24 protein-coding genes are annotated in these 24,398 nt (G+C 72.5%); 12 read left to right on the top strand and 12 right to left on the bottom strand.

The window, feature by feature from the left end; all coding sequences use genetic code 11:
- Window positions 1-168 precede the first annotated feature (168 nt).
- The 3 genes from OHL10_RS10315 (at window position 169) to OHL10_RS10305 (ending at window position 2,526) form a co-directional block, all read left to right on the top strand.
- Window positions 169-723 carry a VOC family protein gene (locus tag OHL10_RS10315; RefSeq protein WP_265522121.1) on the top strand — a complete coding sequence of 185 codons (555 nt, stop codon included), beginning with the start codon at window positions 169-171 and terminating at the stop codon, window positions 721-723.
- Between the two features lie 92 nt (window positions 724-815).
- Window positions 816-1,850 (top strand): AraC family transcriptional regulator, encoded by a 1,035-nt coding sequence (locus OHL10_RS10310; protein WP_265522120.1) that lies wholly within the window; start codon window positions 816-818, stop codon window positions 1,848-1,850.
- Window positions 1,851-2,034: 184 nt separating this feature from the next.
- Window positions 2,035-2,526, top strand: a complete 492-nt coding sequence (locus OHL10_RS10305) for a cupin domain-containing protein (protein WP_265522119.1) — start codon at window positions 2,035-2,037, stop codon at window positions 2,524-2,526.
- Window positions 2,527-2,579: 53 nt separating this feature from the next.
- Here OHL10_RS10305 and recQ read toward each other — a convergent pair whose 3' ends face one another.
- Complete coding sequence (gene recQ, locus OHL10_RS10300; protein WP_265522118.1) at window positions 2,580-4,427, bottom strand: DNA helicase RecQ; 1,848 nt, start codon at window positions 4,425-4,427, stop codon at window positions 2,580-2,582.
- A gap of 40 nt (window positions 4,428-4,467) precedes the next feature.
- Window positions 4,468-5,634, bottom strand: a complete 1,167-nt coding sequence (locus OHL10_RS10295; RefSeq protein ID WP_265522117.1) for an aminotransferase class I/II-fold pyridoxal phosphate-dependent enzyme — start codon at window positions 5,632-5,634, stop codon at window positions 4,468-4,470.
- A gap of 177 nt (window positions 5,635-5,811) precedes the next feature.
- On the opposite strand from OHL10_RS10295, the gene OHL10_RS10290 reads away from it, so the two are divergent.
- The 5 genes from OHL10_RS10290 to OHL10_RS10270 all read left to right on the top strand — a co-directional run bounded on the left by OHL10_RS10290 (window position 5,812) and on the right by OHL10_RS10270 (window position 9,734).
- Window positions 5,812-6,447, top strand: coding sequence for a GyrI-like domain-containing protein (locus OHL10_RS10290; RefSeq protein ID WP_265522116.1), 636 nt, complete (start codon window positions 5,812-5,814; stop codon window positions 6,445-6,447).
- 73 nt (window positions 6,448-6,520) lie between these two features.
- Window positions 6,521-7,804: an MFS transporter gene (locus OHL10_RS10285; RefSeq protein ID WP_265522115.1), complete on the top strand. Its 1,284-nt coding sequence runs from the start codon at window positions 6,521-6,523 to the stop codon at window positions 7,802-7,804.
- Between the two features lie 43 nt (window positions 7,805-7,847).
- A complete protein-coding gene (locus tag OHL10_RS10280) occupies window positions 7,848-8,081 on the top strand; it encodes a hypothetical protein (protein WP_265522114.1) in 234 nt (77 codons plus the stop codon).
- Between the two features lie 142 nt (window positions 8,082-8,223).
- A complete protein-coding gene (locus OHL10_RS10275; RefSeq protein ID WP_265522113.1) occupies window positions 8,224-8,838 on the top strand; it encodes a carboxymuconolactone decarboxylase family protein in 615 nt (204 codons plus the stop codon).
- The gene (locus OHL10_RS10270) at window positions 8,835-9,734 is read left to right on the top strand and encodes an RNA polymerase sigma-70 factor (RefSeq protein ID WP_265522112.1); all 900 of its coding nucleotides are present in this window, start codon (window positions 8,835-8,837) and stop codon (window positions 9,732-9,734) included. The genes OHL10_RS10275 and OHL10_RS10270 overlap by 4 nt, the downstream gene beginning before the upstream one ends.
- On the opposite strand, the gene OHL10_RS10265 is transcribed toward OHL10_RS10270, so the two are convergent.
- Window positions 9,721-9,939 (bottom strand): SCO4848 family membrane protein, encoded by a 219-nt coding sequence (locus OHL10_RS10265; protein WP_265522111.1) that lies wholly within the window; start codon window positions 9,937-9,939, stop codon window positions 9,721-9,723. The two genes, OHL10_RS10270 and OHL10_RS10265, sit on opposite strands and share 14 nt — an antisense overlap.
- Before the next feature lie 150 nt (window positions 9,940-10,089).
- Between OHL10_RS10265 and OHL10_RS10260 the strand changes: the two genes are divergently transcribed.
- Window positions 10,090-10,911 carry a siderophore-interacting protein gene (locus tag OHL10_RS10260; RefSeq protein WP_265522110.1) on the top strand — a complete coding sequence of 274 codons (822 nt, stop codon included), beginning with the start codon at window positions 10,090-10,092 and terminating at the stop codon, window positions 10,909-10,911.
- Window positions 10,912-10,915: 4 nt separating this feature from the next.
- On the opposite strand, the gene OHL10_RS10255 is transcribed toward OHL10_RS10260, so the two are convergent.
- The 3 genes from OHL10_RS10255 to OHL10_RS10245 all read right to left on the bottom strand — a co-directional run bounded on the left by OHL10_RS10255 (window position 10,916) and on the right by OHL10_RS10245 (window position 14,463).
- On the bottom strand, window positions 10,916-12,013 hold the full coding sequence (locus OHL10_RS10255) for a fatty acid desaturase family protein (RefSeq protein WP_265522109.1): 1,098 nt from the start codon (window positions 12,011-12,013) through the stop codon (window positions 10,916-10,918).
- 153 nt (window positions 12,014-12,166) lie between these two features.
- The gene (gene mqo, locus OHL10_RS10250; protein WP_425498995.1) at window positions 12,167-13,696 is read right to left on the bottom strand and encodes a malate dehydrogenase (quinone); all 1,530 of its coding nucleotides are present in this window, start codon (window positions 13,694-13,696) and stop codon (window positions 12,167-12,169) included.
- A 74-nt stretch (window positions 13,697-13,770) separates the two neighbouring features.
- Window positions 13,771-14,463, bottom strand: coding sequence for a pyridoxine/pyridoxamine 5'-phosphate oxidase (locus tag OHL10_RS10245; protein WP_265522107.1), 693 nt, complete (start codon window positions 14,461-14,463; stop codon window positions 13,771-13,773).
- Window positions 14,464-14,564: 101 nt separating this feature from the next.
- Here OHL10_RS10245 and OHL10_RS10240 point away from each other — a divergent pair, with 101 nt between their 5' ends.
- Window positions 14,565-15,926 carry an MFS transporter gene (locus tag OHL10_RS10240; RefSeq protein WP_265522106.1) on the top strand — a complete coding sequence of 454 codons (1,362 nt, stop codon included), beginning with the start codon at window positions 14,565-14,567 and terminating at the stop codon, window positions 15,924-15,926.
- 30 nt (window positions 15,927-15,956) lie between these two features.
- Here the strand turns inward: OHL10_RS10240 and OHL10_RS10235 are convergent, their stop codons facing one another.
- From OHL10_RS10235 to OHL10_RS10210, 6 genes are all read right to left on the bottom strand, one after another.
- Window positions 15,957-16,523, bottom strand: coding sequence for an AAA family ATPase (locus OHL10_RS10235; RefSeq protein WP_265522105.1), 567 nt, complete (start codon window positions 16,521-16,523; stop codon window positions 15,957-15,959).
- Between the two features lie 59 nt (window positions 16,524-16,582).
- On the bottom strand, window positions 16,583-17,518 hold the full coding sequence (locus OHL10_RS10230; protein ID WP_265522104.1) for an NADP-dependent oxidoreductase: 936 nt from the start codon (window positions 17,516-17,518) through the stop codon (window positions 16,583-16,585).
- A 43-nt stretch (window positions 17,519-17,561) separates the two neighbouring features.
- The gene (locus OHL10_RS10225) at window positions 17,562-17,966 is read right to left on the bottom strand and encodes a VOC family protein (RefSeq protein WP_265522103.1); all 405 of its coding nucleotides are present in this window, start codon (window positions 17,964-17,966) and stop codon (window positions 17,562-17,564) included.
- Between the two features lie 63 nt (window positions 17,967-18,029).
- A complete protein-coding gene (locus OHL10_RS10220; protein WP_265522102.1) occupies window positions 18,030-20,561 on the bottom strand; it encodes an ATP-dependent DNA ligase in 2,532 nt (843 codons plus the stop codon).
- A 41-nt stretch (window positions 20,562-20,602) separates the two neighbouring features.
- Window positions 20,603-21,394: an ABC transporter permease gene (locus OHL10_RS10215; protein WP_265522101.1), complete on the bottom strand. Its 792-nt coding sequence runs from the start codon at window positions 21,392-21,394 to the stop codon at window positions 20,603-20,605.
- Complete coding sequence (locus tag OHL10_RS10210) at window positions 21,391-22,326, bottom strand: ABC transporter ATP-binding protein (protein WP_265522100.1); 936 nt, start codon at window positions 22,324-22,326, stop codon at window positions 21,391-21,393. The genes OHL10_RS10215 and OHL10_RS10210 overlap by 4 nt, the downstream gene beginning before the upstream one ends.
- A gap of 161 nt (window positions 22,327-22,487) precedes the next feature.
- On the opposite strand from OHL10_RS10210, the gene OHL10_RS10205 reads away from it, so the two are divergent.
- A complete protein-coding gene (locus OHL10_RS10205) occupies window positions 22,488-23,630 on the top strand; it encodes a sensor histidine kinase (protein WP_265522099.1) in 1,143 nt (380 codons plus the stop codon).
- Window positions 23,627-24,286 carry a response regulator gene (locus OHL10_RS10200; protein WP_265522098.1) on the top strand — a complete coding sequence of 220 codons (660 nt, stop codon included), beginning with the start codon at window positions 23,627-23,629 and terminating at the stop codon, window positions 24,284-24,286. The genes OHL10_RS10205 and OHL10_RS10200 overlap by 4 nt, the downstream gene beginning before the upstream one ends.
- Window positions 24,287-24,398: the final 112 nt, after the last annotated feature.

Here is a 24,398-nt window from a genome sequence, read left to right as displayed (position 1 = left end):
CCAGACGCGTGACGGTGTTCCAACGACAGGTTCGTGAATGGAGCCATGCTCGCAGAGGCGATCGGCCCCGGATCTGAGCCGATCTGCGCCCTCTCGAGCCGGATGGAGCACACGGCGAAACCTAGTGTCGACGAGTCAGATCCGATCGATGAACCGGAGCAGCGAGCAATGTCCATTCCTTCTGTCAGGCCGTCCGGCACGGTCTTGTTGCGCGAGGTGCACCACGTCGGCTACGTCGTCGACGACCTCGAGGCTGCGGTGACGGCCGCGGTGCGGACCACGGGGGCCGGTCCGTTCTTCTACAGCGAGCACGTGCAGCTCGGCGAGGTGACGAGCGGTGGCGCACCCGCGACCTTTGACCACTCGAGCGCCATCGGACAGCTCGGTGACACACGCGTCGAGTTCATGGTGGTGCACGACTCGGCACCGCGACCGGTCAGCGAGAACCTGGCGACGCTCCGGACCCCGGCGCTCCATCACATCGCCTGGGCCGTCGAGGACTGGGACCTGGTCGTCGACTCTCTCGAACAACAGGGCGCGCCGTCCTACATGCAGGCACGCTTCGGGACCATGCACACGTCCTACCACGATGCCTCGCACCTCTTCGGCCACCATGTGGAGGTGCATCACAGGACATCCGACTTCGAGGCGTTCTTCGGCATGATCCGAGACGCCAGTCGGGACTGGGACGGTAGCGACCCGTTCCGTGCGCTGGCCCTCTAGGGTGTCTTGCGGCTGTCCCGGCCGCGGTGCGGCCGGGACAGCTCGGTGAGACGGCGTACAACGATGCCTGACGCAGCCAGGAGGTGGGTGTCATGGTCCAGGTGCTCGAGCCGAGGGAGCCGGACAGAGTGAGCGAGCTCGTCGACACCATCCGGTTGTCGGGTGCCCGGGACTCGACGGGCGTCCGCGTCGAGGTCGGCGGTGCGTGGGGCGTCCAGGCGGGCATCTCGCCACACGCAACACTCCACGTCGTGATCTCCGGTCAGGCCTGGGTCGCCGTACCGGAGGAGGCGCCCCGAGCGCTGCGGACGGGCGACGTCCTGTGGCTTCCGCCGGACGTCGAGCACAGCCTCGCCGCCTGCCCGGGACTGACCCTCGCCCCCTGCAACCACGCGACCGCCACACACGCTCGCCGTAGCGGACGGCCGATGCACGTCGGCCATCCGCCCACGCAGAGCCGACTGCTGACCTTGCACTACACGCATGACGCCGAGGTCAGCACCCCGGCACTTCTCGCGCTCTCCGCGCCTCTCCATCTCAGCGCACAGGAGAACCCCGGGCTCGTCGCCATCAGCCAGTTGATCGACGCCGAGCTCGCTCAGCCGCAGGTCGGCACGACAGCCGCCGTCAACAGCTTGGTCGACCTCCTTCTCGTGCAACTCATCAGAGCCGTGCTCGCGCGACGGCCCGACGACGCAGACCCTGCCGTGCTCGATGCGCGACTAGACCCGATCGCTCGCGACGCGGTGAGCCTGATGCACCGCGAGCCGCACCGCGACTGGACGACGGGCTCGCTGGCTGCGGAGATCGGAGTTTCCCGAGCCAGCCTGACCCGACACTTCACCGGCGCGATGGGGACCACGCCGGGCTCCTACCTGACCGGTTGGCGGATGGATCTCGCCGCGTCCCGGCTACGAGACACGGACGAGCCTGTCGGCATGATCGCGCGGGCCGTGGGCTATGCCTCTCCGCGAGCCTTCGCCCGCGCCTTCTACCGAAGTCGCCGCCAGACGCCGAGCCAGTACCGGCACCACTCCCGTGAGCGCAAGCGTGCGGCCAGCAAGGGCGTCGACGCGTCGACGACGCCGGACATGCCTGCGGACGCGGCTGTCGAACCGACCGCTTGACGGAACCGGCCGTCGAAGGCTTCTCAGGGACCGCAGCGCTGGGGCCGTCGTGCTGCGTCCCGTGAACCAGTCGGGCACTCGAACCGGCCATCAGGGTGGGGCGGGGAGTGCAGACGTCCTCGGCACGTCCGCGCATCTCGCCGAGGGTACCGCCGTGGATGCCACGGGCGTACCATCGGGCGGTATGGCGGCTCCAGTCGGCCCGCAGGTCGTCCGCGCGGGCGAAGGCGATGTCACGGGCGAGCCCGGGCTTCTCGACAGGTTCCTCATCGAGAGCGCGGGATCGGGCGGCCGTCTTGCGCTCGTCGAGCATGTGCTGGGGCCGAAGGTGCTGGCCGCCCCCGTGCACCGGCACAGCCGCGAGGACGAGTACACCTTCGTGCTGAGCGGCACGCTCGGAGTGGTCGAGGAGGGTGTCGAGATCACGGCTTCGTCGGGCGATCTCGTCGTCAAGCCGCGGGGGCGCTGGCACACCTTCTGGAACGCGGGTGACGACGAGCTCCGTGTGCTGGAGATCATCGTTCCTGGTGGCATCGAGGCGATGTTCCGCCGACTCGCTGAGCCCGGTGGGGAGTACTCGCCCGAGACGCTTCCCGCCCTCGCGGCCGAGTATGGCGGCGAGGTGGACTTCGAGGCGACGATGCCGCTGGTGGAGCGGCACGGGCTCGTCTTCTAGGGCGGCAGCGGGAAGGGTGCGCCGCGAGGGGTTGTGTGGCATGCAGAGACGGCTCAGGGCGAGGGGCGCAGGGCCGCCAGGATCCCGTCGCCGTAGCGGTCCAGCTTGGCCTGGCCGACGCCGCTGATCTGGCTCAGCTCATCCAGGTCCGTCGGTCGTCCGGTGGCCACGGCGCGCAGCGTCGCGTCGTGGAAGACCACGTAGGCCGGCACGCCCTGCTCCTTGGCGGTCGACGCCCGCCAGGCGCGGAGCAGCTCGAAGACCTCCTGGTCGGCGTCCGACAGCGTGACCGCCTCCGAGGCGGCCCCGCTGGCGCGTGCGGGCTTCCGGCCGCCACCCTGGGGCCGCGGGTCGCGGCGCAGCCGTACCTCGCGGCGACGGCCCAGGACCTCCGCGCTGGCTGCCGTGAGCAGCAGCGTGCCGTGGTTCGAGTCCACCTCCAGCAGTCCCTGGGCGAGGAGCTGGCGAGCGACGGACCGCCACTCGCCGTCGGACAGGTCGTCGCCGACGCCGAACACGGTGAGGCTGTCGTGCCCCCACTGGGTGACCTTGGGTGTGGACTTCCCCTGCAGGATGTCGACCACGTGCCCGACGCCGAAGCGCTGGTCGTGCTCGCGGTCGAGCCGGTACACGGCCGACAGGAGCTTCTGGGCGGCGATGGTGCCGTCCCAGGCCTCGGGTGGGTTCGCGCAGGTGTCGCAGGCGCCGCAGCCGCCGGGGTGGTCCTGGCCGAAGTAGCGCAGGAGCTGGGCTCGGCGGCACTCGACCGTCTCGCACAGCGCGAGCATCGCGTCGAGGTGGGACGAGAGCCGACGGCGGTGGGCGGGGTCACCGTCGGAATCGGCGATCATCTTGCGCTGCTGGACGACGTCGGCCAGCCCGTAGGCGAGCCACGCCGTGGACGGCAGGCCGTCCCGGCCCGCGCGGCCGGTCTCCTGGTAGTAGCCCTCGACCGACTTGGGCAGGTCGAGGTGCGCGACGAACCGGACGTCGGGCTTGTCGATGCCCATGCCGAACGCGATGGTCGCCACCATGATCACGCCGTCCTCGCGCAGGAACCTCGACTGGTTGGCCGAGCGTACGTGCGCGGGCAGGCCCGCGTGGTACGGCAGGGCGCGGATGCCCTGGTCGGTCAGCTGCTGGGCGGTCTTCTCCACCGACGCACGGGACAGGCAGTACACGATCCCGGCGTCGCCCGGGTGCTCGGTGCGCAGCAGGTTCAGCAGCTGTCTGCCCGGGTTGTCCTTGGGGGCGATCCGGTAGGTGATGTTGGGCCGGTCGAAGCTGGCGACGAAGTGCCGGGCCTCTGCCAGGCCCAGGCGGGTCGCGATCTCCTCGCGGGTGTGCTGGGTCGCGGTGGCGGTCAGCGCGATGCGCGGGACGCCGGGCCAGCGCTCGGCCAGCTCGCCGAGCCGCAGGTAGTCGGGGCGGAAGTCGTGGCCCCACTGGGACACGCAGTGCGCCTCGTCGATCGCGAACAGCGCGATCGTGCCCTGGTCGAGCAGCCGGGCGGTGGACTCGACGCCGAGCCGCTCCGGCGCGAGGTACAGCAGGTCGAGCTCGCCCGACCGGTAGGCGTGCTCCACGGCGCGCCGCTCGTCCGGGTTCTGCGTGGAGTTCAGGAAGCCGGCCCGGACGCCGAGCGCGTCCAGGGCGTCCACCTGGTCCTGCATGAGGGCGATGAGGGGCGAGATCACGACGCCGGTGCCGCGCCGGACGAGTGCCGGGACCTGGTAGCAGAGCGACTTGCCGCCGCCGGTCGGCATGAGCACGAGAGCGTCGCCGCCGCCTGTCACCGTCTCGATGATCTCCTGCTGGTCGCCGCGGAACGAGTCGTAGCCGAAGACGTCGCGCAGCACGTCGAGAGCGGTCACGGTCGGGGCGGCGTCCGGGAGCGTCATGGCCGCCAGTGTGCCAGGGGCCGCTGTCACCGGCGGAATCTCAGAGTGCACCGAGGTCACGCAGGGCGGGCAGCGCTCGCTCGAGCATGGCGGTGGTGGCGGTCAGGCTGATCCGGAAGTGGGCGGGACGGTCGAACACGGTCCCGGGCAGCACGAACACACCGCGATCGGCCAGCTCCGCCACGAAGGTGACCGCGTCGCCGCCCGGTGCGGCGGCCCACAGGTAGAACGTGCCCTCGGGCACGGTGACCGAGTATCCCGCCGCGCCGAGCGCCTGCACCATGAGGTCCCGTCGCCGCTCGAGCTCGACGAGGTCGATCGAGACGGCCTCCAGGGCGGGCACCGCGTACTGCATGAGGGCGTCGGGGAAGCCCCATCCCAGTCCCAGCTGCAGCGGGAGCAGGGCGTCGCGCAGCTCGGCGCGCTCTGCCCGGGGGATCAGGGGCGAGAGCGCGAGGTAGCCGAGGCGCTGGCCGGGAGCGAGGAGGACCTTCCCGTAGCTGTAGTCGATCAGGGTCCACGGGTAGCAGGCGGCCGGGCTCGTGAAGCCGACGCCGTCGAACCGGATGCGCCGGTACGGCTCGTCGGACAGCAACCAGACCCGCCGACCGTTGCGCGCCGACGCCTCCTCGAGTGCCCTCGCGAGCTCGGCCAGCCTGCCCTCGGCGTAGACGCGGCCGGTGGGGTTCGCGGGCGAGTTCACGACGACGATGCGCGTCCGGGGCGTGATCGCCCGGACGACCGCCTCGACGTCCAGGTCGAAGGTGTCCGCGGCGAGCGGCGCGTTGACCGGGACGAGGTCGGCCGCACGGAGCATCGGGGCGTAGAACCAGCCCGGCTCGGGGATCACGACCTCGTCGCCGGCGTCGGCGACCAGCCGGAATGCGAGCGCGATGGCGCCGAACGCACCCTGGGTCATGGCGATGTCGTCCGGCTCGAAGGGGAGGCCGAGCTCGCCCTGCAGGCCGGTGGCGATCGTCTCCCGGGCCGGGGCGAGGCTGGTCTTGTAGGCGAACCAGTCCTCGGCGCGTGGCTCGAGGTTCGCCCGCAGCGCGTCGACGAGCGCGGGCAGCGGCATCTCGTGCGGGTCGCCGAACGTCAGGTCGACGACGTCGTGGCGCCCGTCCATCGCGCGCAACGAGACGAAGAAGGACGTGACGGGCTCGATCGCGTCGCGCGCGGCGTGCGCCCGCCCTGACAGCTCCATGCCTTGCGCTCCTTCGCGAGATGCCGTCCGCTCCGACGCTCCTCATGATGCTCCCGAAACGGTGGGCGCAACACCCCGGGGACGTGCGCGGCAGCCGAACCCTTCCGGTGCCCTGCGTCACGCGCTGCCCTACGCTGATGAACGGCCGTCCCGTCGGTGAGCGACTCCAGGGGAACGATGACGAACGCGATCGACTTCAAGAAGACCTTCGACCCGTACCGCGCGCGGCGTGGTCAGTTCCGGGTCGTCGACGTGCCGGACCTGCGCTACCTGATGGTCGACGGCCACGGTGACCCGAACACCTCGGTGGCCTTCGCCGACGCGCTGGCCGCGCTCTACCCGGTGGCATACACGCTGAAGTTCGCCAGCCGGCGTGAGCTCGACCGGGACTATGTCGTCCCGCCGCTGGAGGGTCTGTGGTGGGCGGCGGACATGGACGCGTTCACGACCGCACGGGACAAGTCGCAGTGGGACTGGACGGTGATGCTCATGGTCCCGGACTGGATCGACGCGGACCGGGTCACGTCCGCCGTCGAGCAGGTGCGCACGAAGCGTGCGCCGGCGCGCCTGGACGACGTCCGCCTCGAGGCGCTGTCCGAGGGCCGGTGCGTGCAGACGCTGCACGTCGGGACCTTCGAGGACGAGGGCCCCGTGCTCGAGCGGCTGCACCGGGAGATCATCCCCGGGCAGGGGCTGGCGCCGACGGGCACGCACCACGAGATCTACCTCAGCGACCTCCGCAAGGTCGCACCCGAGAAGCAGCGCACCATCCTCCGGCAGCCGGTCACCGCAGCGCCCGCACCGGACGCATAGCGCCCGCACGCCGGTCGACCCGAGGCACGGGTGCGTCCTCGCGCGGCCACGGACCGGGCAGAATGGTTGCCCGATGAACACTTCCTCGCCCCGGAGCGACGCCGCGCCGCTCTTCCCGCTGCGCCCCGTCGTGCTCGGAGCGTTCGTCCCGACCCTCGTCTTCGAGATCGGTATCGGCGCCATGCTGCCGGTCGTCGCCGTGACGGCGACGGGCCGCGGTGCGTCGCTGACCGTCGCCGGCCTCATCATGGCGCTGCTGCCGATCGGCAAGATCCTCACCGACCTGCCCGCGGGAGCGCTCGCCGCGCGGCTCGGGGACCGGCGGGCGATGCTCCTCGCGGGCGGGATCGCGGTCGCCGCCTTCGTGACCATCGCGACCACGGCGAGCCTGTGGGGCCTCGGGCTCGGCGTGCTCGCCCTGGGCAGCTCGTCGGCGGTGTTCAACCTCGCCCGGCACGCGTACCTCACCGAGATCACCCCACCGCTGCGGCGGGCGCGGGTCCTGTCGACGCTGGCCGGGGTCCACCGGATCGGGCTCTTCCTCGGCCCGTTCGCGGGCGCGGCCGTCATCGCCGCGACCTCGTTGCGCGGCGCCTACTGGCTCGGCGCGGTGGCGTCGCTCGCGGTCGTGGCGATCCTTGCCGTCGTGCAGGACGAACCCCGCTCGCCGACGCCACGGTGGACCCGGGACCGCGGCGGCCGGGACGCTCCTCGCACGAGCGTCGCGCGCGTGGCGCGCGAGCACCGTCGCCTGTTCTGCACCCTCGGCGTCGCGGTGCTGCTCGTGAGCGCGGTGCGGGGCGCACGGCAGACCGTGCTGCCGCTGTGGGGCGAGTACCAGGGGTTCGACCCCGAGGTCACGTCGCTGCTCTTCGGGCTCTCGGGCGCGCTGGACATGCTGCTGTTCTACCCGGCGGGCAAGGTCATGGACCGGTTCGGTCGGCTGTGGATCGCGGTCCCGTCGATGCTCACCATGGCGGCCGCGCTCGCGGCCCTGCCGTTCGCGCACTCGGTCGCGTCGGTGGCGGTGGTCGCCGCGCTCCTCGGGCTCGGCAACGGCATGGGCTCGGGGATCATCATGACCCTCGGGTCCGACGTCGCCCCACCGGACGTGCGCCCGACGTTCCTCGGGATCTGGCGCCTGTTCCAGGACACCGGTGACGCTCTCGGCCCGCTGGTCCTCTCGGGCGGGATCGCCCTCGGGTCGATCGCCGCGGGCATCTGGGTCACCGCCGGCCTCGGGGTCGGGTCGGCAGGCGCCCTGCTGCGGTGGGTGCCGCGCTACTCCGAGCACGCGAACCTCACCACCCGCCGAGCGGCGGCCGCCGCGCACGACCGGGATTCCCCTGGCGGCTGACGTCGCGGTCGCCCTAGCCTGCTCGGATGGGACGGACGAGCAGATGACCGGGACCGACGACGCGGCAGACTTCCCGGACCCGTTCGACCACCACGTGACGAAGGACGGGCGCGTCCGGATCGCGCGTGGTGGACGGGTGGTCGTGACGGTGGCAGGTGGTGCGGCCGGCCGGCTCGTCGCCCTGCTCGAGCGTGCAGCCGGGGACGAGATGGCGACGCAACAGCTCCTCGCGCGGGCGACGGGCAACTACCGGCGGGGCAACGAACGGCCGAGGTGAGCACGCGGGGCCGGGGCTGTGCCCGGGATCACACCACGAGGCCTCGCCCGGGTGTCACACGGCGTCGTCGACGCGTGTCTCCATGTCACCGGCATGCCCACGGCCGTGACCGTGACCCAAGACCATGACCCGAGGAGGCACCATGGCCCGCATCTCGCTCGACCCGCCCCGCACGATCCTCAACCGTGTGCTCGCGACGTACTCCCGCCGACGGTACGGCGACGTGCTCGAGCCGCTGCGCGCCGTCGGGCACCACGCAGCGGTCACCAGGACCTACGCGCTCACCGAGCTGGGCGTGGGCCGCTGGAAGGCGCTCGACCCGGGGCTGACGTCGCTCGCGGTCATGGCGAGCGCCGTGGCGATCGGCTGCTCGTGGTGCGTCGACTTCGGGTACTGGGAGTCGGAGCACCAGGACACCGACCCGGCGAAGCTGCACGACGTGCCGCGCTGGCGCGAGGCGGGCGCGTACTCGCCCCGTGAGCGCCTCGTCCTGGAGTACGCGGAGGCGATGACGGCGACCCCGCCCACCGTGACCGACGAGCTCGCGGACGCGTTGCGCGACGACCTCGGCGACGCGGCGTTCGTCGAGCTCACCGCGATCGTCGCGCAGGAGAACTACCGCAGCCGGGTCAACGCCGCGCTCGGCCTCACGAGCCAGGGCTTCAGCGACCGCTGCGAGATCCCGCCCGCGGGGAGCCTCGCCGGGCGCGGTACCGGGTCGACAGGCGGCGACGGGCAGGAGAACCTGCAGGGGTGAGCGACCACCGGGGCGACGCCGCCGACCACTCTGCCGGACCTGTCGGACCGTTCGTCGAGCACCGCCGGCTGCTGTTCACGGTCGCCTACGAGATGCTCGGCTCGGCGCAGGACGCGGAGGACGTCGTCCAGGAGGTGTGGCTGCGGTGGTCGGCCGCCGACCGCGACGACGTGCGAGACGCGCGCGCCTACCTGGTGCGGGTCACGACGCGGCTCGCGCTCAACCGCCTGCGGACGCTGAGGTCGCGTCGTGAGACGTACGTCGGGCCCTGGTTGCCCGACCCGATGCTCACCGCCCCGGACGCCGCGGCGCCGCTCGAGCAGGCCGAGGACGTCTCGATCGCGCTCCTCGTGGTGCTGGAGACCCTGTCGCCGACCGAGCGGGCCGTGTTCGTGCTGCACGAGGTCTTCGGGGTGGGGTACGCGGAGATCGCCGACACGCTCGACCGGCGCGTCGACGGCGTGCGCCAGATCGCGCATCGGGCGCGCGAGCACGTCAGGGCGCGACGGCCCCGCTTCGCCCCCGCGGACGTCGAACCGGAGGAGGTCACCCGCCGCTTCCTCGAGGCCTGCGTGACGGGGGACGTCGGCACGCTCGTCGAGGTCCTGGCCCCGGACGTCGTCTTCGTCTCGGACGGCGGTGGCAAGGCGAAGGCCGCCCTGCGGCCGATCAGCGGTGCCGACAAGGTCTCGCGCGCGCTGGTGGGGTTCGCGGCGAAGCCCGAGACGACGGCGCTGCGCTTCGAGCCCACGGGGATCAATGGTGAGCTCGGCGGTGTGTGGTGGGACGGCGACCGGGTCGTCATGGGTGCGGCCATGGTGCTCGACGGCGACCGGATCGCGCGCGTCTACGTCTTCCGGAACCCGGACCGGCTCGCCGGGCTCAGGCGAGCGTGATCGCCCCGAGGGCACCGACGGCGAGGGCGAGGAGGAGCGAGACGCCGATGATGACGACGTGCACGGTGAGGAACCGCGTGGGCCTGCCGTCGGCGTCGCGTGCGCGCGGGTCCTTGGCGATCCGGCCGAGGAACCTCGGCCACACCAGCAGGTTCCAGGCGGCGGTGACGAGCAGGACGATCGACCAGGCGACGGGGAGCTCCACCCCACGAGTATCGCCGCCGCTCGCCGCCGCGCCGCCGTGGGGAGGGGTGCCCGCGGTGTGGCGTTGCGCACGTCGACACCGTCCAGGCATGAGGTTAGCCTTACCTGCCTGAGGCTGGCGCCGTGCCGGTCGGCGAGGAGACCACACGTCATGCCCAACCACCAGCTCGTCCGCCCGGCCGAGGCCCACGTGGTCACCGCCGAGGTCGTCGCGTCGCAGCGCGTGAGCCCCCACGTCGTCCGGGTGACCGTGGGCGGAGAGGGTGTCGGACGCATCGCCCCGATGGGCTTCGACCAGTGGTTCCGGCTCTTCCTGCCGCGCGAGGGGCAGGATGCCCTGCGGCTGCCGACCAGCTCGTCCGGACTCTGGTACGTGCAGTACCTCGCGACACCGAAGGCGCGCCGTCCGCACGTGCGCAACTACACCGTCCGCGCGCTGCGGCCCGAGGCGGGCGAGCTCGACATCGACTTCGTCGCCCACGGGGAGACCGGACCGGCGTCGAGGTTCGCGCTCCGGTCGCGGCCCGGGGACCGCGTCGGGATCCTCGACCAGGGCATCGGCTACAACCCTCGCGCGCCGCACGACTGGACCCTCCTCGTCGCCGACGAGACGGGGCTCCCGGCGGTCGCTGGGATCTGCGAGTCGCTGCCCGACGACGCCCGCGGCCTCGCGCTCGTCGAGGTCCCCGACCTCGCGGACGCCCAGGAGTTCCGCACACCGCCCGGGGTCGAGGTGCGCTGGCTCGCGAGGTCTCACCACGGGGCGGGCGCCGACGACGCCACACCGGGTGCGCTGGCGCTCGCGACGCTCGTCACGGCCGAGCTGCCGTCGGGTCCTGTCTACGCGTACGCGGTCGGGGAGTCGGCGCTCGCGACCGGTGCGCGGCGGCACCTGGTGAACGACCGTGGCGTGCCGAAGCAGAGCATCGACTTCGTCGGCTACTGGCGCGAGGGGCGTGCCGCCGCGGGCTGAGCGCTCAGGTCTTGCGGAGCTGGTGGAACATCGGGCAGTCGAACGGGTCGCGGGCGGAGAGCCCGACCCGGTTGAGGTAGCGCACCACGATCCCGTAGGACGCGATGATGTTGGTCTCGGTGTACGGCAGCCCGATCGTGGCGCAGTGCTCCCGGACGATCTCGCGCGCACGGGCGAGGTGCGGGCGCGGCATGCTCGGGAACAGGTGGTGCTCGATCTGGTAGTTGAGCCCGCCCATGAGCACGTTCATCACACGTCCGCCAGTGATGTTGCGCGAGGTGAGGACCTGCTTGGACAGGAAGTCGAGCTTGCTGTCGGCGGGGATGATCGCCATGCCCTTGTGGTTCGGGGCGAAGGACGCGCCCATGTAGACACCGAACACGGCGAGCTGCACACCGAGGAAGGCGAAGGCCATGCCGAGGGGCAGCGCCCAGAAGACGAGGGCGGCGTAGATCGACAGCCGCAGCGCGATGGTCACGATCTCCCCGGTCCGCGCGGCGCTGCGCGGGGAGGACAGCAGCGACCTGATCGAGATGTAGTGCAGGTTCAGTCCCTCGAGGGTCAGCAGCGGGAAGAAGAGCCATCCCTGGTAGCGCGTGACGAGGGCGAGGAAGCCCTTCTGCTGGGCCGCGTCCTGCTCGAGGAACGAGATCGTGTCGATCTCGATGTCCGGGTCCTTGCCGATCCGGTTCGGGTTGGCGTGGTGCCGGTTGTGCTTGGTCATCCACCACGAGTAGCTGATGCCGACGACGCCGTTGGCGAGCACACGACCCATGCGGTCGTTCGCGGGGCCGGACTCGAGGACCTGCCGGTGGGACGCCTCGTGGGCGACGAACGCGAACTGCGTGAAGAGCAGCCCCAGGGCTCCGGCGATCAGGAGCTGGAACCACGAGTCGCCCAGCAGGACGAAGCCCGCGACGGCGCCACCGAGCGCCAGGGTCAGGATCCCGAGCGTCCACGCGTAGTACCCGTGCGTGCGGTGCAGCAGGCCGGCGTCGCGCACGGTGCGCGACAGCGCGGTGTAGGTGCTCGTGACGGTCGATCCGTCGCCGCGCCGCGGCGTGGTGGCCCGGAATCCGGGCTGGACGGCAGCAGTGCTCATACGTTCCTCGCAGGGGGTCGGTGACGACTTCCCAGCCGCGGGTGTGAGCGTGCGCTCGTCGAGAAGATGGTGTCGAGTCTACGGGGTGAGCCCTGCGGCACGTGAAGGACCGACGAAGGATCAGTGCCGACCTCGGCCCGCCTGGGCGGGCCGTCAGGCGTGCGAGGCGACCGTGCCGTCCGCGAGCTGGTCGAGACCGTCGAGCTCGGACGCGGCCCACTGCGCCTGGCCGAGGCTCGGGATCATCGTGGCGATCTCGCGCTGCCAGCCGGTGAACCGGTCCGGGAAGCAGCGCTCGAGCACGTCGATCATCGCGGTCACGGCGGTCGAGGCACCCGGGGAGGCACCGAGCAGACCGGCGATCGTGCCGTCGGCCGACGTGATGAGCTCGGTGCCGAACTCGAGCACACCGCGACCCTGCGCGTCCTTCTTGATCACCTGCACCCGCTGGCCGGCGGTGATCTTCTCCCAGTGCTTCGGGTGCGCGGTGGGCACAAAGCCCTGCAGCGCCGCGAACTTGGTCTCGGGACGGGCCGCGAGCTGACCGACGAGGTACTGCGTGAGGTCCAGGTTCTTCAGCCCGGCGCCGAGCATGGAGCCGATGTTGTTCACCCGGAGCGACGCGACGAGGTCGAGCAGCGAGCCCTTCTTGAGGAACTTCGGGCTGAACCCGGCGTACGGGCCGAACATCAGGTAGGTCTTGCCGTCCACGACACGGGTGTCGAGGTGGGGCACCGACATGGGGGGCGACCCGACGTCGGCCTTGCCGTAGACCTTCGCGTGGTGCGCGGCGACCAGCTCGGGGTCGTCGGTGCGCAGGAACTCGCCGCTGATGGGGAACCCGCCGTAGCCCTTGGCCTCCGGGATGCCCGCCTTCTGCAGCAGGGGCAGCGCCCCGCCGCCCGCACCGACGAACACGAAGCGCGCGTCGACGGTGTGACGGGCGTCCTGCGCGTTCCAGGAACGGTCCTTGACGGAGATCCGCCAGGACCCGTCCTTGCGCTGCTTCAACGAGCGGACCTCGTGCTCGAGGTAGAGCTGGGTGCCGTTCGCGACGAGGTGGTCGACGAGCTGGGTCGTCAGGGCGCCGAAGTCGACGTCCGTCCCGCTCGTCGCCCGCGTCGCGGCCACGGGCTCGTCCGGGTCGCGCTCGGCGACCAGCAGCGGCGCCCACTCGGCGATGACGGCCGGGTCGTCGGTGTACTCGAGCTCGCTGAACAGCGGGTGCGCGCTGAGCGTGTCGAACCGGCGCCGCAGGTACTCGACGTTGGCCGCGCCGCGCACGAACGTCATGTGCGGGGTGTGGCTGATGAAGCTCGCGGGCTCGGGGAGAGCGCCGGTCGTCAGGAGGTGGTGCCAGAACTCGCGCGACGCCTCGAACTGCTCGTTGATCGCCACCGCCTTGGTGATGTCGATCGAGCCGTCGGGCTTCTGCGGCGTGTAGTTCAGCTCGCAGAGGGCCGCGTGCCCTGTGCCGGCGTTGTTCCAGGGGTTGGAGGACTCCTGCGCCACGGCACCCAGCCGCTCGTAGATCCGCACCGTCCAGGTGGGCTCCAGGAGCTGGAGGAGTGCACCGAGGGTGGCACTCATGATGCCTCCGCCGATGAGCGCTACGTCGATCCGGTCGCCCGAGTTCTCGTTGTTCGCCACCCGTCGATCGTACGCTTGTGAAGTTGTGCACATGATGTGCTTTCCGTCACGGGCGTGCGTCACATCCGGGCGGGACCTTGGTCCTCAGGGGCGCTCCGCCCGGCATCTCACGGGTACAGGAGGCTCTTGCGCCAGGTCCGGGCGTGCGGGTCGGTCCCGGACGAGTAGCGCAGCCGGACCTGACCGTGCGGGCCGGTCGCCGCCCAGAACTCCACGGACGTCGGCACGAGCGCGTACGACGTCCACGTCTCGGCGACGGTGCCCGGCTCGGCCCGGACCCGGCCGAGCGCCGCGTCGTAGGCGTCCCGGTACTCCTCGAGCGACGCGAGCGGCTCGCTCTGGTGCGCCACGAGCGTCTCGGCGCGCGAGCCCTCGGGGCGCGCGAGGAAGTCCGCGGCCCCTGCCTCCGGGTCCTGTACCGCGACGGGACCCGTCAGCCGGACCTGGCGGCCCAGCTCCCGCCAGAAGAACGTCATCGCGGCCCGCGGGTTCTCCGCCAGGTCGCGGCCCTTGGGGCTGTCGCGGTGCGTCGCGAAGAACCACACGTCCGGTGCGACGTCCTTGAGCAGGAGGGTCCGTGCGTCCACCTGCCCACGGGAGTCCGCGGTGGACAGCGTCGCGGCGTGCGGGAGCACGACACCCGCGTCGATCGCGTCGTCCAGCCAGGTGAGGAAGAGCCGGGTGGGGGTCCGGGGCGCGGTGCGCGGGTCGAACGCGGGGAGGTCGGCACCGAGGCGTGCAGCACCGCGCAGGCGCTCGCGCAGGGACGGGGTAGGGGCCGCAGGGCTCCTGGGGATCATCGCGCTCCTCGGGATCGTCGCGACCGCGGTCCGGTCGGCGGGTGCACACCGTGACCCTACCCATCCGCACCCATCCGCGTGGTGAGGTCTAGCGTGGGGTCGTGGACGTCAGGCGCCGGGTGCTCGTGGTCGCGATCCTCGCGTCCTTCGTGTCGTTCCTGGACGGCTCGGTGGTGAACGTCGCGCTGCCCGCGATCTCGGCCGAGCTCGCGACGGACCCCGACCAGGTCCTGGGCCTGCAGCAGTGGGTCGTCGACGCCTACCTCATCACCCTCGGTGCGCTGATCCTCGTGGCAGGGTCCGTCTCCGACGTCTACGGACGCCGGCGCGTGCTGTGGTGGGGCCTCGTCGGGTTCGGCGTCACGTCGGTGCTCTGCGCGCTGGCCCCCACCGGGGCCGCGCTGATCGTGGCCCGGGCACTGCAGGGGGTCGCGGGCGCGCTGCTCGTCCCGAGCTCGCTCGCGATGATCGTCTCGGCGTTCACGGGTGCCGCGCAGGGCCGGGCGATCGGGATCTGGACGGCCTGGACCGGGACGGCATCGATCATCGGGCCGCTGCTGGGCGGGGTCTTCGTCGACACGCTGTCGTGGCGGTGGGTCTTCGGCATCAACGTGCTGCCCGTCGCCGCGACCCTGTGGCTGCTGCGCGGGGTCGCCGAGGGGGAGCGGCTCGGCGGCCGCACCATCGACGTGCGGGGCGCGATGCTCGCGGCGGTCGGGCTCGCCGGGACGGTGTTCGCCCTCATCGAGCAGGGTCGCTTCGGGTGGGCGAGCCCGGTGGTCTGGGGTCCCCTCGTGGTCGGACTGGCGGCGCTCGTCGCGTTCGGTGTCTGGGAGCGCCGCGCACCTGACCCGATGCTGCCGCTCGCGCTCTTCGAGCGCCGCAACTTCGTCTGGGGAAACGTCGCGACCGCGGCGATCTACGGCGCCCTCTACTTCGGCATGTTCGTCGTGACGCTGTTCGTCCAGCAGGTCGCGGGCTACAGCGCGACCGCGGCCGGGCTCGCCCTGCTGCCGGTGACGCTCCTGCTCCTGGCGCTCTCGACGACGTTCGGCACCCTCGCCGGCCGGTACGGTCCGCGACTGTTCATGACGCTCGGTCCGGTCCTCGGCGGGTGCGGGTTCCTGCTCATGCTCACGGCGACCGCGCAGGCGTCGTACCTGACCCAGATCCTGCCCGGCGTGCTGCTCTTCGGGCTGGGCCTGGCGGTCACGGTCGCCCCCTCGACGGCCACGATCCTCGGTGCCGTGCGGCCGCAGGACGCCGGTATCGGGTCCGCGGTCAACAACGCCGTCTCCCGCGTAGCCGGGCTGGTGGTCATCGCCTTCGCGGGACTGATCATCGGCCCGCGGCTCGACGTCGAGGGGTTCCACCGCGCGCTCGTGGTCACCGCGGCGCTGCTCGTGGTCGGCGGCCTCGTCAGCTGGGCGGGGATCCGCAACCCGCAGCGGACGCCCACCTAGGGCGACCCGGGGACGAGCGGCGTCGCTCTCTCAGCCCAGGGCCTCGACGTGGTCGACCAGGGCGGCGTACGCGCGCTCGACCTCGCCCTCGACGACGTCGATCGTCCGGGTCGCGGGTCGCGACGCGACGACGTCGAGCAGCCCGGCCTGCATGCTCCCCAGCGCCTCCAGGCCGCCGCTGCGCTCGAGCAGCGCTGCCGCATCCAGGTGCGTGGGATGGGGCTGGACGACGCCCGGCGCGGTGCGGCTCGCGAACCGTGCACGCACGTCGTGGGCGTCGGCGAGCAGCGCGACCTCCACGAAGGGCGCACCGACCTCGTCGGCGACCTCCGCGAGGCGCAGGACGAAGTCCGGGCGCCCGAGGAACTGGGGCACGATCACGTCGTGCCCCGCCCGCAGGTGCCCGCGCACGACGCCGATCGCGGCGTCCCGCGCGAGCGTCCCCGCCTCGACGGGCCGGTCCAACCAGCCACCGATCATGCCCCGCAGGACGTCGAGGTCCAGGGCGAGGCACAGCGGGTGCCGCTGCGCGTACAGGTGGGCGAGCGTGGACTTGCCCGTGCCGGGCGCGCCGTTGAGGAGGATCAGTCGGGGCATGGCCCCAGCATCTCAGCCGCTGACGGCGACCCGGCACCCACGTCCTGCCCGGGCCCGGATCAGACGCGGACCACGATCTTGCCCCGCACGTGGCCGGACTGGCTGAGCTCGTGCGCGCGGGCGGCGTCGGCCAGGTCGAGGACCTCGGCCACCTCGGAGCGCAGCACGCCCGCGTCGGCCAGCCGGGCGATCTCGGTGAGGTCCGCGGTGTCGGGGCGGACCCAGACGTAGTGCCCGCCCAGCTCGTCGCGGGCCGCCGGGTCCGCGATCGACGCGACGGTCCCGCCGTCGCGCAGCACCTCGCCCGTGATGGCGAGCGCGTCGCCCCCCACGTAGTCGAGCACGACGTCCACCCCGTCCGGAGCCAGGGCCCGGACGCGGCCTGCCAGGCCGTCACCGTAGGTGACCGGCTGCGCACCGAGCGACCGCAGGTACTCGTGGTTGGGCTCCGACGCCGTGCCGATGACGTGGGCGCCGAGCGTGCGCGCGATCTGCACGGCGAACGACCCGACGCCGCCCGCGGCCGCGTGGACGAGTACCGTGTCCCCGGACCGCACGCCCGCGCGCCGGATCGACTGGTAGGCGGTGAGCGCGGTGAGCGGTGCCGCCGCGGCCTCCTCGAACGACCACGACGCCGGCTTCTTCGCGAGGGTGCGCACCGGGGCGGCGACGAGCTCGGCGAACGTCCCGCCGGAGACGGCGCCGCCGATGACGTCCTTGCGCACGTACCCGAAGACCTCGTCACCGACCTCGAGCTCCGGGGTGTCGAGGCCGACCTGCTCGACCACGCCCGCGACGTCCCATCCGGGGATCACGGGGAAGACCGAGTCGGTCACGGCGTCGAGGTACCCCTGGCGGACCTTCCAGTCCACGGGGTTCACGCTCGCCGCCCGGACACGCACGAGGACGGAGTCCGGCCCGACCTTGGGGGTGGGGAGCTCGGAGAGCTCCAGGACGTCGGGGCCGCCGAAGCGGGAGTAGGTGATGGCTCGCATACAGGCGCCAACCGCCGTGCCGCCCGCCGCATTCCGAGCGGGCTCAGCCCTCGGCGGCGCTCGCGTCCATGTAGAGGGACTCCCACTGGTGACCGTCGGGGTCCGCGAACGCGCGGGAGTACATCCAGCCCTCGTCCTGCGCGGTACGTGTCTCGGAGCCGCCTGCCGCCACGGCCAGGTCGACGAGCGCGTCGACGGCCTCGCGGCTGTCGACGCTCAGCGCGTTGATGACCGCGACCGTGGTCGCCGTGTCAGCGAGGTCCTTGCCCGTGAACTGCGAGAAGAAGTCGCGGGTCAGCAGCATGACGTGGATGGCGTCGCTGATGACGATCGCGGACGCGTTCTCGTCGGTGAACTGCTCGTTGACGGTGTACCCGAGCCGGGTGTAGAAGTCCTTGGCCTTCTCCAGGTCGGCCACGGGCAGGTTGACGAAGATCTGGGTGGTCATGTCGGTCTCCTCGGTCGGTCCAGGGGGCGTTCTCGTCGGGTAGACCGGCGGCCGCGCCGAAACTCATCGCAGACCCACCACGACGTCCTGCGGCGCCTTGTCCGGCCGCCACCCCCGCCACACGGCGTGCCGGAGCTTGCCCTCGCCACCGCCCGGGCCCGGGCCCGTCCAGTCCGCGTGCACGACCTCCGCGACACGGTCCGCCGTCACCCACCGCGCGTCGGACGCGTCGGCTGCCGGGACACCGGTCGCGGGGGAGGTGGCTCGCGCGGAGCGCGCCAGGGTCGTCGCGAGGTCCCTCCGTTCGGCATCCGTGAAGCCCGAGCCCACCCGCCCCACGTACCGCAGCCCGCCGTCGTCGGGCACCGCGAGCAGCAGCGACCCGACCAGGTGGGCGCGGTCGCCGTGACCAGGCCGCCAGCCCACGACGACGACCTCCTGGGCGAACGAGTGCTTGAGCTTGATCCAGGTGCGCGACCTCTTCCCGGCCACGTACGTGCCGTCGCGGCGCTTGGCCACGACCCCCTCCAGGCCGAGCCGCCTGCTCGTGCTCATGGCCGCCTCCAGGTCGCCCTCGAACACCGGCGGGACGTGCACGGGCGCCACCGGCTGCACGATCTGCTCGAGCAGGGCGCGTCGCTCGTCGTAGGGGCGCCGGGCGAGCGACCGGCCGGCGGTCTCCAGCACGTCGAAGAGCATGAGGTCGACCGCGACCTTGGACCGGGCGGCCGCCACGTCGCCGGCCTTCGTGAGGTTCGCCCGCTGCTGCAGGCGGCGGAAGCTCGGGCGGCCGCGCGCGTCGAGCGCGACGATCTCCCCGTCGAGCACCACGGGCTCCGACCCGTCCGCGACCGTGCCCGCGAGCGCCTGCAGCTCGGGGTAGGTGGCCGTCATGTCGTTGCCGCTGCGGCTGAGGAGCCGGACGCGGCCGCCCGCGACCTCGGCGATCGCCCGGAACCCGTCCCACTTCATCTCGAAGGCCCACTCGTCCTGCTCGTGCTCGCCGGGGTCGCCGGCCGCGCCGACGTCGAGGGCGGTGCCGGCGCTCGCGAGCATCGGCCGCCAGACCTCCCGTACCCGGGTCGGCGTCCCGCTCGGCTCGTCGGCCGGCTCGTGGTGACCGGCGGGCTCGTCTGCCTGCTCGTGGTGGCCGCCGGCGGGTTCCCCGGCCGGGGCCATGAGGTGGATGAGCCAGGAGTTCTCGTCGCCCCCGCCGCGCCCGCCGGTGTGGATGAGCGCGAGGCGCCGGGTCCCGTGCCGCTCGCCGTGCAGCGTGACGATGACCTCCTCGCCGTCGCGCCACTTCTCCAGCTCGTAGGTCCCTGCGTCCCAGATGGTCACCTCGCCCGCGCCGTACTCCCCGGCCGGGATGGTGCCCTCGAACGAGCCGTACGCGAGCGGGTGGTCCTCCGTCTGGACGGCGAGGTGGTTCGTGCGCGGGTCGGTGGGTTCGCCCTTGGGCAGCGCCCAGCTGACGAGCACGCCGTCGTGCTCGAGGCGGAAGTCCCAGTGCAGCCGGCGTGCGTGGTGCTCCTGGATGACGAAGCTGTTGCCCGTCGAGCTGGGCGGCGCCGCCGCCGGCACGGGCTCGGGGGTCTTGGCGGCGTCCCGCATCGAGCGGTAGGTCGCGAGCCGGTCGGTGCCCGACGCCGCGGCGCCCTTGGCCTCGAACGTCGCCATCCGGCCGGGGGTGGGTTCGAGCGCGGCCAGCCGGCCGGTGGCCACCGCGGCCAGCGGGTCGCCGAGCGTGCGCACCCGCTCGACCACCTCGTCGGCCTCCAGCTGGCCGAGGTCGGGGTCGTCGAGCTCGTCCCAGGTGCGCGGCGCGGCGACGGTGGGCCGGTCGCGCCCGCGCAGCGAGTAGGGGGCGATGGTCGTCTTGGCACCGTTGTTCTGGCTCCAGTCCACGAGCACCTTGCCCCCGCGCAGCGACTTCTTCATGTCGCTCACGACGAGGTCGGGGTGCTCGGACTCCAGGTGCCGGGCGAGCTCCTTCGCGACCGCCGAGACCGCGTCGGAGTCCTGCGCGCCGTCGAGCGGGGCGTAGAGGTGGATGCCCTTGGACCCGCTCGTCACGGGCATCGGCTCGAGACCCATCCCGGTGAGGACGTCGCGCGCGAGCCGGGCGACCTGGGCGCACTGCGCGAGCCCGGCGCCGGGTCCCGGGTCGAGGTCGAGGACGAGCCGGTCCGGGTTCTTGCGTACCCCCGTGCGGCCGAACTGCCACTGCGGCACGTGGATCTCCAGGGCGGCGACCTGCCCGAGCCACGTGAGCGTCGCGAGGTCGTTGACGAGCGGGTAGTCGCTCGTGCGCGTGGAGTGCTCGATGCTGCGGCGGCGCACCCAGGACGGGGTGCCGGCGTCGAGGTTCTTCTGGAAGAACATCTGCCCGGTGACGCCGTCCGGCCACCGCTTGCGGGTGGCCGGACGGTTCGCCGCGTGCGGGACGAGCACCTCGGCGACGGCGGCGAGGTAGGCGAGCACGTCAGCCTTCGTCGTGCCCGTCGCGGGGTAGAGGACCTTGTCGAGGTTCGTCAGCGTCAGACGGTGCCCGTCGACGCTCACGGTCTGGCTCGCGGACCGGTCGGTGGCCATGCCTCATCGTCGCGGTCGCGCGCCGTGCCCGCACCCGCGGATCAGTCCCAGCGGAAGTTGCGCGCGGAGATCAGCCCGCCCACCACGACCGCGGCGACGAGCGCGACGACGTGGCTCACCTCGACGGGTCGGCCCACCCACGCCGCGCCGACCGCCTGGACGGCGGCACCGAACGGGAGCGCCTCGCCCACGGTCTGGACGGCGGCGGGAAGGTTCTGGGTGCCGCCGAACATCCCTCCGGTCGCACCGAACGCGAAGAACAGCACGAGCCCGATCGCGAGCGACGAGTTCGGCGTGGGGGCGACGGCCGCGACGACCATGCCGACGGCATACATCGCGGCCGCCGCCAGGACGAGCACACCGAGCGCCTGCCACGGGCGGGCGGGCAGGTGCGCACCGAACGCGGTCGTCGCGACCACCAGGGCGAGCGTGATCCCCACGACCGTCTGCAGCGCGCTGACCACGACCTGCGCGACGAGCACCATCGCCGGGGACGCCGGCGTGACGGACAGGCGGCGCAGGACGCCCGAGCGCCGGTAGGAGGACAGGAAGCTCGGCATGTTGACCACGCCGATCGTAGCGATGACGATCGTCAGCACGAGCGGCAGGACGTACAGGTCGAACACCGTCCGCCCACCGGTCCCGGCGATCGTCTCGTCCTCGGCCTGGCCGATCCCGTACATGACGAGGATGAGCAGCGGCAGACCGAGGGGGACGACCAGGCCGGCGGTGTCGCGCACGACCATCCTGGACTCGGCGGCGACGAGGGCCGCCCACGCGTGGGGACCGGGTCGGTGGGTCCGCGCCACGTCGGCGGGAGCGGTGGTGGTCATGAGGTGGCCTCCTGGTGCTCGAGCGGGGTACCGGTCAGGGCGAGGAACGCGTCGTCGAGGGTCGCGCGCTCGAGGCGGGTCTCGGTCGCCACGACGCCCGCGTGCACGAGCGCCGTGCTCACCTCCTGCAGCAGCTCGCCCGAGCCGGAGACCGTGACCTGCTCCCCGGCGACGTCGACGGCCTCGAGACCGGGGACCCGGTCGAGGACCCCTGCGGGGATCGGTTCGTGGACGCGGAAGCGGACGCGCTGCGCGAGCCCGGTGGACGCGACGAGCCCGGCGGGCGTGTCGTGCGCGACCACCCGCCCGGCGTCGAGCACGGTGACCCGGTCGCACAGCCGCTCGACCTCCTCCATGAGGTGGGAGACGAGGATCACCGTGACGCCGTCGGCCCGCATGCCCTCGACGAGCGACCAGATCTGCCGGCGGCTCTGCGGGTCGAGCCCGGTCGTCAGCTCGTCGAGGATCACCACGCGCGGCGCCCCGAGGAGGGCCAGCACGATCGCCAGGCGCTGCTGCTGGCCACCCGAGAGCTTCTCGTACCGCACGTCACGCTGGTCGTCGAGCCCGACCGTCGTGACCAGCTCGTCGGGGTCGGCGCCCGTGGCGTAGAAGGTGCGGAACAGGCGTGCGATCTCCTGCACCGTCAGGGCTCCGTGCAGGGACCCGGACTGCAGCTGCACCCCCAGGACCTGACGCACCGCCGCGCGGTCGCGCTGCGGGTCGAGGCCGAGGACGCGCACCCTCCCGGCGTCGGGGGAGCGGATCCCCGCGATCATCTCCACCGTGGTCGTCTTGCCCGCACCGTTGCGCCCGAGGATCCCGAGGATCTCCCCCTCGTGAGCGGTCAGGCTCACGGCGTCGACCGCGACCATCTCACCCGACCGGGTCCGGTAGCGCTTGTGCAGGTCGTGCGCCTCGACGGCGTGCATACGTCCTCCTCCTCGTGCGGGCTGCTCGCGCGGGTCCTCCGCGAGCGACGCGACCGACGCTACGAGCGCGGGTGCTGCGCGCGCGTGTGCCGACGGTCATCCGTCGTGCCCATGACTTCCGGCACCCGTGCACGCACCGACCACCTCCGTAAGGTGGTGGTGTGCGACGTGATCCGGAGGTCTGGGGCGGGCTTGCCATGCTCGTGGTCGTCCTCGCGGTCGGCACGATCGTGCCGGTCGCTGCCCCGCCGGGCGCGCTGCTCGTGCCGACGGCCCTGTGGGTCGCCCTGTTCGTCGCCTTCCTCGTCGCGACGGCGGTGCTGCTCATGAGCGAGGCGCTGCGCACCGCGGTGCTGTACACCGTCTACGGGGCGCAGGTCCTGCTCGTCGGGACGCTCGTCGTCCTGGCGCCGGGCGCCGGGTGGCTGCCGATCCTGCTCGTCGTCGTCGCGGCCATGAGCACCTACGTGGTGCCGGTGCGCGTCAGCTACGCGACGATCGCGGTGAACACCGTGGTGATCCTGGTCGCCTACGGCGGCGACGGCGGACTCCCCGAGGTCGCGCTCATGGCCGGGCTCTACCTCTTCCTCCAGGTCGCGAGCGTCTCGTCGACCCTCGCGCTGACCCGCGAGCGGACGATGCGCCAGGAGCTCGCCGAGGCGCACGTCGAGCTGCGGGCGGCCGCGGTGCTCCGCGACGAGGCGTCCCGGACCGACGAGCGCTTGCGCATCGCCCGCGAGCTCCACGACGTCCTCGGGCACCAGCTCACCGTCCTGACCCTCGAGCTCGAGACCGCGACGCACCGTGACGGCGAACGCTCGCGCGAGCACGTCGAGCGCGCGAAGTCGGTCGCCCGGGACCTCCTCGGCGACGTCCGCGAGACCGTCGGCGAGCTGCGTCGCCGGGCACCCGAGCTGACCGAGTCGCTCGGGGCGATCGTGCGCGACGTGCCTGCGCCGCGCATCGAGCTGACCATCGCCGACGACGTCGCGGCCGACGAGGAGCAGACGGTCACCCTCGTGCGGGTCGTCCAGGAGGTCGTGACGAACACGATCCGGCACGCCGGGGCGGACGTGCTGCGGGTCGAGGTCGACGCCGACCCTGGGGGCGGCCTCCGCCTCACCGCGCGCGACGACGGGCGCGGCGCGGAGCCCGTGCACCACGGCAACGGGCTGCGCGGCATCGCCGAACGGATCGGGGCGCTCGGGGGCACCGTGGACTTCGACGGGTCGGACGGCTTCCGTGTGGAGGTCGCGCTCGCACCGGCGACCACGCCCGCGCTCGCGCGCGGAGGTGCCCGGTGACCCGCCGGGTCCGGGTGCTGCTGGTCGACGACCAGACCCTCGTGCGCCAGGGGATCCGCAGCCTCCTGGAGATCGCGGACGACATCGAGGTCGTGGGCGAGGCGGACGACGGCATGGCCGCGCTCGCGGCGACCCGCGAGCACACCCCTGACGTCGTGCTGCTCGACCTGCGCATGCCCCGCCACGACGGCCTCTGGACGCTACGGGCGCTGCGGGAAGCCGGGATCGAGATCCCCGTCCTCGTGCTCACGACGTTCGACGACGACGAGCTCGTCCTCCAGGCGCTGCGGGCGGGGGCTCGCGGCTACCTGCTCAAGGACGTGACGCTCGAGCGGCTCACGGGTGCGGTGCGGACCCTGGCCGGTGGGGGGACGCTCGTCCAGCCGTCCGTCACCGATCGTCTGCTGCGGGCGATCCGCTCGGGCGCAGCGGCCCTCCCCGACAGCGAGGACGTCGTCGTGCAGGAGCTCACCGAGCGTGAGCTCGAGGTCCTGCGGCTCGTCGCGGAAGGGTGCACCAACCGTGAGATCGCCGAGGCCCTCTACCTCGCCGAGGGGACCGTGAAGAACCACGTGTCGACCGTGCTGCTCAAGCTCGGCGCACGCGACCGCACCAAGGCGGTGCTGCGTGCGCTGCACCAGGGCGTCCTCGGCTGAGGTGTGCCGCGGTTCATCCGCCGGGCGGGAACTTCTGCGGACTCCCGTGCGTGGGACAGTGCAGGGCCGCGGAACGCGGCCGCCCGCGACCGTGCGGGCGAGGCGAGGCGAG

The sequence above is a fragment of the Oerskovia flava genome (assembly GCF_026163685.1).
Classification (GTDB): Bacteria; Actinomycetota; Actinomycetes; order Actinomycetales; family Cellulomonadaceae; genus Oerskovia_A; species Oerskovia_A flava.
The sequence above is the reverse complement of the archived record's forward strand: the minus strand, read 5'-3'. Positions and strand labels throughout refer to the sequence as shown.

Bases quoted from the DNA above. Each gene is read 5' to 3' on its own strand.
- OHL10_RS10315 (WP_265522121.1), top strand. From the start codon at position 169: ATGTCCATTCCTTCTGTCAGGCCGTCCGGCACGGTCTTGTTGCGCGAG.
- OHL10_RS10310 (WP_265522120.1), top strand. From the start codon at position 816: ATGGTCCAGGTGCTCGAGCCGAGGGAGCCGGACAGAGTGAGCGAGCTC.
- OHL10_RS10305 (WP_265522119.1), top strand. From the start codon at position 2,035: ATGGCGGCTCCAGTCGGCCCGCAGGTCGTCCGCGCGGGCGAAGGCGAT.
- recQ (WP_265522118.1), bottom strand. From the start codon at position 4,427: ATGACGCTCCCGGACGCCGCCCCGACCGTGACCGCTCTCGACGTGCTG.
- OHL10_RS10295 (WP_265522117.1), bottom strand. From the start codon at position 5,634: ATGGAGCTGTCAGGGCGGGCGCACGCCGCGCGCGACGCGATCGAGCCC.
- OHL10_RS10290 (WP_265522116.1), top strand. From the start codon at position 5,812: ATGACGAACGCGATCGACTTCAAGAAGACCTTCGACCCGTACCGCGCG.
- OHL10_RS10285 (WP_265522115.1), top strand. From the start codon at position 6,521: ATGAACACTTCCTCGCCCCGGAGCGACGCCGCGCCGCTCTTCCCGCTG.
- OHL10_RS10280 (WP_265522114.1), top strand. From the start codon at position 7,848: ATGACCGGGACCGACGACGCGGCAGACTTCCCGGACCCGTTCGACCAC.
- OHL10_RS10275 (WP_265522113.1), top strand. From the start codon at position 8,224: ATGGCCCGCATCTCGCTCGACCCGCCCCGCACGATCCTCAACCGTGTG.
- OHL10_RS10260 (WP_265522110.1), top strand. From the start codon at position 10,090: ATGCCCAACCACCAGCTCGTCCGCCCGGCCGAGGCCCACGTGGTCACC.
- OHL10_RS10255 (WP_265522109.1), bottom strand. From the start codon at position 12,013: ATGAGCACTGCTGCCGTCCAGCCCGGATTCCGGGCCACCACGCCGCGG.
- mqo (WP_425498995.1), bottom strand. From the start codon at position 13,696: ATGTGCACAACTTCACAAGCGTACGATCGACGGGTGGCGAACAACGAG.
- OHL10_RS10245 (WP_265522107.1), bottom strand. From the start codon at position 14,463: ATGATCCCCAGGAGCCCTGCGGCCCCTACCCCGTCCCTGCGCGAGCGC.
- OHL10_RS10235 (WP_265522105.1), bottom strand. From the start codon at position 16,523: ATGCCCCGACTGATCCTCCTCAACGGCGCGCCCGGCACGGGCAAGTCC.
- OHL10_RS10230 (WP_265522104.1), bottom strand. From the start codon at position 17,518: ATGCGAGCCATCACCTACTCCCGCTTCGGCGGCCCCGACGTCCTGGAG.
- OHL10_RS10225 (WP_265522103.1), bottom strand. From the start codon at position 17,966: ATGACCACCCAGATCTTCGTCAACCTGCCCGTGGCCGACCTGGAGAAG.
- OHL10_RS10220 (WP_265522102.1), bottom strand. From the start codon at position 20,561: ATGGCCACCGACCGGTCCGCGAGCCAGACCGTGAGCGTCGACGGGCAC.
- OHL10_RS10215 (WP_265522101.1), bottom strand. From the start codon at position 21,394: ATGACCACCACCGCTCCCGCCGACGTGGCGCGGACCCACCGACCCGGT.
- OHL10_RS10210 (WP_265522100.1), bottom strand. From the start codon at position 22,326: ATGCACGCCGTCGAGGCGCACGACCTGCACAAGCGCTACCGGACCCGG.